The 4645-nt window shown below is 46.8% G+C and carries 7 protein-coding genes; 2 read left to right on the top strand and 5 right to left on the bottom strand.

The genetic code is table 11. The features are described 5' to 3' along the window. A partial coding sequence (locus VIM88_RS03640) for a polyprenyl synthetase family protein (protein ID WP_331861523.1) occupies positions 1–537 on the bottom strand: 537 nt, incomplete at its 3' end. A 139-nt stretch (positions 538–676) separates the two neighbouring features. Here VIM88_RS03640 and VIM88_RS03635 point away from each other — a divergent pair. Beyond that, positions 677–892 carry a hypothetical protein gene (locus VIM88_RS03635; protein ID WP_331861522.1) on the top strand — a complete coding sequence of 72 codons (216 nt, stop codon included), beginning with the start codon at positions 677–679 and terminating at the stop codon, positions 890–892. A gap of 174 nt (positions 893–1066) precedes the next feature. On the opposite strand, the gene VIM88_RS03630 is transcribed toward VIM88_RS03635, so the two are convergent. After that, complete coding sequence (locus VIM88_RS03630) at positions 1067–1579, bottom strand: shikimate kinase (protein ID WP_331861521.1); 513 nt, start codon at positions 1577–1579, stop codon at positions 1067–1069. Between the two features lie 3 nt (positions 1580–1582). Further along, positions 1583–1825 carry a hypothetical protein gene (locus VIM88_RS03625; RefSeq protein WP_331861520.1) on the bottom strand — a complete coding sequence of 81 codons (243 nt, stop codon included), beginning with the start codon at positions 1823–1825 and terminating at the stop codon, positions 1583–1585. Between the two features lie 104 nt (positions 1826–1929). Here VIM88_RS03625 and VIM88_RS03620 point away from each other — a divergent pair, with 104 nt between their 5' ends. Further along, positions 1930–2622: an SDR family NAD(P)-dependent oxidoreductase gene (locus VIM88_RS03620; protein WP_331861519.1), complete on the top strand. Its 693-nt coding sequence runs from the start codon at positions 1930–1932 to the stop codon at positions 2620–2622. Between the two features lie 38 nt (positions 2623–2660). Here VIM88_RS03620 and VIM88_RS03615 read toward each other — a convergent pair whose 3' ends face one another. Together VIM88_RS03615 and VIM88_RS03610 are read right to left on the bottom strand one after the other, a co-directional pair. After that, positions 2661–3986, bottom strand: coding sequence for an MATE family efflux transporter (locus VIM88_RS03615; RefSeq protein ID WP_331861518.1), 1326 nt, complete (start codon positions 3984–3986; stop codon positions 2661–2663). Positions 3987–3995: 9 nt separating this feature from the next. Then, positions 3996–4316 carry a hypothetical protein gene (locus VIM88_RS03610; protein WP_331861517.1) on the bottom strand — a complete coding sequence of 107 codons (321 nt, stop codon included), beginning with the start codon at positions 4314–4316 and terminating at the stop codon, positions 3996–3998. Positions 4317–4645 lie beyond the last annotated feature (329 nt).

Here is a 4645-nt window from a genome sequence, read left to right as displayed (position 1 = left end):
CTGCAAAGAGGCCGCAATGAGTTTAGCCGTCTTATTTTTATGCAGTGTTTTTACCTGCTCTAGATCAAGCGGTTTGTTTTCAAAATAGCAGTCTATCGCCTGCCCCAGTACCATACCACGGCTTCCTCCGTCACGGGAAAGGAGCTCGACCAGTTTTATCTTGACATCTGCACGCAACGGTGCTCTGGAGATGAGATAGAATGCCTCTGTATTGAGTGCATCTCCTGCGAGTATCGCAGTCACTTCATCGAAACGTTTATGCAGCGTCTCATGTCCGCGGCGCAGGTCTGCATCATCCATAGCGGGGAGGTCGTCATGTATCAGGGAGTAGGTATGGAACATTTCCAGGGCCAGGGCAACAGGAAGGGAAGAGTTGTAAAGCATCGGGGCATACGCATCAACAATACTTAAAAGCAGCATAGGACGAAAGCGCTTACCGCCGGCGGTCAGCATGACACCCAGTGCTTCTTCATAGACAGGGTGGAAACTTGGTACTTTAGGCAGGTTTTCGTTCAGATACGTCTCAAATCGTTCCATGGTTACTTCTTCTGTGTTATCTCTTTACTTTATCAGTATGCACAAGGCTCATACACAATTTATCTCACGAAAGTTTTCACTTTGTGAAGCGTAGCAATTGAATTATTGAAATTATATCGAATTTGGATAAAATAAGCATATGAAAAAAGAAACATCACTCTTGCTTATCAGATGGACCAAAAGAGCCCTCGGTCTGATAGCGTTTTTGGTCTGGGCCTATGTGATCATGACGATATCCAGATCCCCGGCCCCCTTCATCGAGCAGGCACCCTACTGCATGGGAAGTACCATGCTGATATTTGCTCTTCTTACCGCACTCTATAAAGGACTGGACCACTGGAGTCTACAACAGTAGTCATATACATCCTATAATTAAATCACACAGAGTGTGCTTGTCATGATGAACGACCTTGAAAGCGAAGCGTTTCGAGAATCATGACGCTTTTTTGCTTCGTTTTTTCTAAAAAAATGAAGAGAGAAACAACGCCACAAGTTAAACTACAAGGTAATTTAATAAATCAAATTAAATCTAAACCTTGCACTTCTTGGCAATATACGCTATCTGCTCGTCCAGCGTCATCTTCTCAACATCTACCACCACATCTGCCAGTTTTTTGTAAGCCTTTTCACGTTCGTTATAGAGTTTTCTAGCCTTTTTCTCATCGGAAAAAAGCGGGCGTTTCGCAAGTTTTGATTTCGAGTTCTTGGCATGCTTCAAACGGTTATAGATCCAGTCAAATGAAGCATCAAGCAACACGACCGTGCCCAGTTTTTTAAGATTCTTCACCTTGTAAAAACCGCCGCCGCAGGAGATAAGGGTGCCCTTGACACATTTCTCTATCCAGTCGGCAGTCTCCTGCTCCTGCTTTCTGAAATACGCCTCGCCGTGTTTTTCAAATATCTTTTTGACCTCTTTGTTCTCTTTGGATTCTATCAGATCATCTGTATCTATGATATAGATCCCATACTTTTTGGTAAAGGCACGTGCCGTTGTCCCTTTCCCTACACCCATGAAACCTATAAGAATAATATTGTTCTTCAAGGTCTATACCATGTTGTAGCGGTCTATGATCTTTGTCAATCGTTTGCGAAGGTTTTTCAGTGCCTGCACCGCATCTTCACCCTCTGCGACCAAAGATTCGAACTCATCGAACTGTATCTTGGCGACCCAGCCGATCTTGGTATGTTTTTTGATACCGACAAAACGTACTTCTCCAAAGTGCTCTTTTGCCATCTTGTAAATACGTTCAATTCTCTGGTCTATGGTTTTCACTTCTTTATTGCTCATCCCTATCCTTTTTTACTTAAAGACTTTAACTATAGTAAGATTTTTACTTTTGGCTATAATTATATCATATCAAAAAAGTAAATGTATTTCAAAAGGATCATAGCGTGAAAAATATACTTATTACGGGTATCAGTTCGGGACTGGGGGAAGCCTTGGCACAAGCCTATCTGGAAAACGGAGATACCGTCTATGCCATCGGTAGGACGATCTCGGGAAAACTTGACCATTACCCCCATTTTTTCTTCTTTCCCTATGACCTGAGCGAAACCTTTATGCTCCAGTCTACCCTGAAAGAGTTTCTTCAGAACCGCGCTTTTGATCTTGTGGTCCTCAATGCGGGGGTACTGGGCAACATAGAGGCACTTTCCCAAACCGATCTCATGGATGCCAAAGAGGTGATGGAGATCAACGTATGGGCGAACAAAGAACTGATAGATGCCCTTCATGCCTATGCCCAGGTAAAACAGGTCGTAGGCATCAGTTCGGGTGCCGCAGTGAACGGCTCCAAAGGATGGGGCGCCTACTCACTCTCAAAAGCCGCACTGAACATGCTGCTCAAGGTCTATGCCAAAGAACTGCCGGACATCCACTTTACCGCACTGGCCCCGGGTGTCATCCGTACCCCTATGGTGGAGCATATCATCAAGGAGGTCGATGATCACCAGTTCCCTTCGGCCAAAAGGCTCAAAGAGGGGCATATCCAGACACCTCAGGAGGCAGCCAAAAACCTTATGGCTGTTTTCCCTCAACTGCTCACGTATGAAAGCGGAAGTTTCATAGATGTCAGGACGATGTAAAGCGAGACTGAAAAACGTACTGATGTGCTGTAGATCAGTTAGACCTTTATCTTTTGCCATTCTCCTTTGTCAAAGGTGATCCACAGCCATACGGCTTTCACGAACGTATCTGCTATCATCGCGATATAGACCAGCAGGATGGAGTCAAAATACCAACTCAGCACAAATGCCGGTATGATCCTAACCAGCCATAAAGACGTAAGATTGACCTTCAAGGTGCGTCTGGTATCGCCCGCACCGCGCAAGGCGCCTGAGAGCACAAAGTTGTAGGCCAAAGGAATTTGGGAAAGCCCAACGATACGCAAATAGAGACTTGCCTCCTCGATGGTCTGTGCATCATCGGTAAAGAACCACACGATCTTCTCCGGCATAAAGACCATGAAGAAGGAGAGAAAGAACATGAACCCCACCGTATATTTAAGCACCAAAATGACATCCTCTCTGGACTGTTCAGGCTTTTTGGCGCCCAACCCCTGCCCCATCAAGGCCATCGCTGCGATCGTAAACCCGATACCTGGCATAAATGCCAGCCCCTCTACACGCAATCCTATCTGATACCCGGCCAGCACCTCTGTACCGTAATGGGCGATGATCACCGTAAAGAGCATGAAGCTTCCCGCGGTCAAAGAGCGCTCTATGGAGGCAGGGATACCTACTTTCAGCGCACGCCTCAATAAAGAAGCGGAGTAGTGCCAGGCGGGGATATAGGGCGTCTTTGCCCTAAGATAGAGCCATAGATATACCAGCAGTTCCAAGATGTTGACGATCACTGTTCCTACTGCCGCACCCATGACCCCCAGTTCCGGAAACCCGTGATTACCGAAAATGAACAGGTAGTTCAACACCACATTGAGCCCGATGGACGCTATCTTTATCTGCATAGGGGTTTTGGTATCTCCTGCCGCATTGAGCGCGGTGACAAAAACCAGTTTTGTAAAGACGAACGGCAACATCCATGTCAGCGTCTGCACATACGCCTCACCCAAAGTGATCACCTCCGCTGCGGTGCCGAACCATACATAGACCCTGGATGCAAAAAAATACCAGAATCCCATCAAAGGCAAAGAGAGAAGGAAGGCGAAGCCGAGCAGGGTTGAAAGCCCCGTAGAGGCACGCTTCAGATGCCCTGCCCCCACGAAACGCGAAAGCAGTGCAGAGGTCCCTACATGAAGCAAAGAGAGCATGGCGAACAGGAACATCAGTGACTGCAGTCCAAGCCCTACTGCCGCCACGGCAAAAGCGGAGAGTCGTCCCACCATGATCAGGTCCGTGATCACCTGGAGCATGTCCAGCAGCGAATTCACGGCTGCGGGGATCGAAAGCTTGAGTATCTTTTGGTGTTTTTTAGGAAAGTATCGTATCAAGAAGAGCCGTTACCCTGCGATCTGTGCCACATAGATATAGAGCAGGACGACGGTCAATGACGCAGTGGCCATCGTCCATATAAAGGCACCCAGCATTCTGCCTGCATTGAACATCTGTCTGTATCGGTAAAGCAGTACAGGGAAAACAACCAGTGCCACCACTACAGGAAAGTACATCACAGGGCTCACACCGTACTCTTCTATGGCATACCCCACCGCGACAAAAGAAGTATACACGATGATATAGACAATAGAGAGCACGATCATCTGTGCGATCATGAAGAGTACTTTCGCACCTGCTTTGTTCTTTTCGTCATTGTAGTGTTGCATGGGTCCATCCTCTATCGTATCATTGCGGAATTATAGCACACCATGCGCCTTGAAATCTTAGGCAGATACCATACCCCCTATGGAAGCGGCAGAAGGGGAAACCCTATACAGCTACAGCGCGATAAAGGGTTTAATGGCCATTGACATGAACGTATCATGACCCTTTTTCATGCAGTAACACCAGAGTGTCGCTGACGATGCATTTACCGCCATATTTGTTGATAAAAGACCTGATCTTCTCTATCATCTTTGCGAACTTCTCCTCTTCGCACACGGTAAATATATAACTGTTGCTAAGGAGATCGTTCGCTTCATCTGCCGTTTTCAGT

This window comes from Sulfurovum sp., assembly GCF_036568385.1.
Classification (GTDB): domain Bacteria; phylum Campylobacterota; class Campylobacteria; order Campylobacterales; family Sulfurovaceae; genus Sulfurovum.
The sequence above is the reverse complement of the archived record's forward strand: the minus strand, read 5'-3'. Positions and strand labels throughout refer to the sequence as shown.

What these genes read in the sequence shown, in the direction of transcription:
- VIM88_RS03635 (WP_331861522.1), top strand. Translation starts at nt 677, where the DNA reads ATGAAAAAAGAAACATCACTCTTGCTTATCAGATGGACCAAAAGAGCC.
- VIM88_RS03625 (WP_331861520.1), bottom strand. Translation starts at nt 1,825, where the DNA reads ATGAGCAATAAAGAAGTGAAAACCATAGACCAGAGAATTGAACGTATT.
- VIM88_RS03610 (WP_331861517.1), bottom strand. Translation starts at nt 4,316, where the DNA reads ATGCAACACTACAATGACGAAAAGAACAAAGCAGGTGCGAAAGTACTC.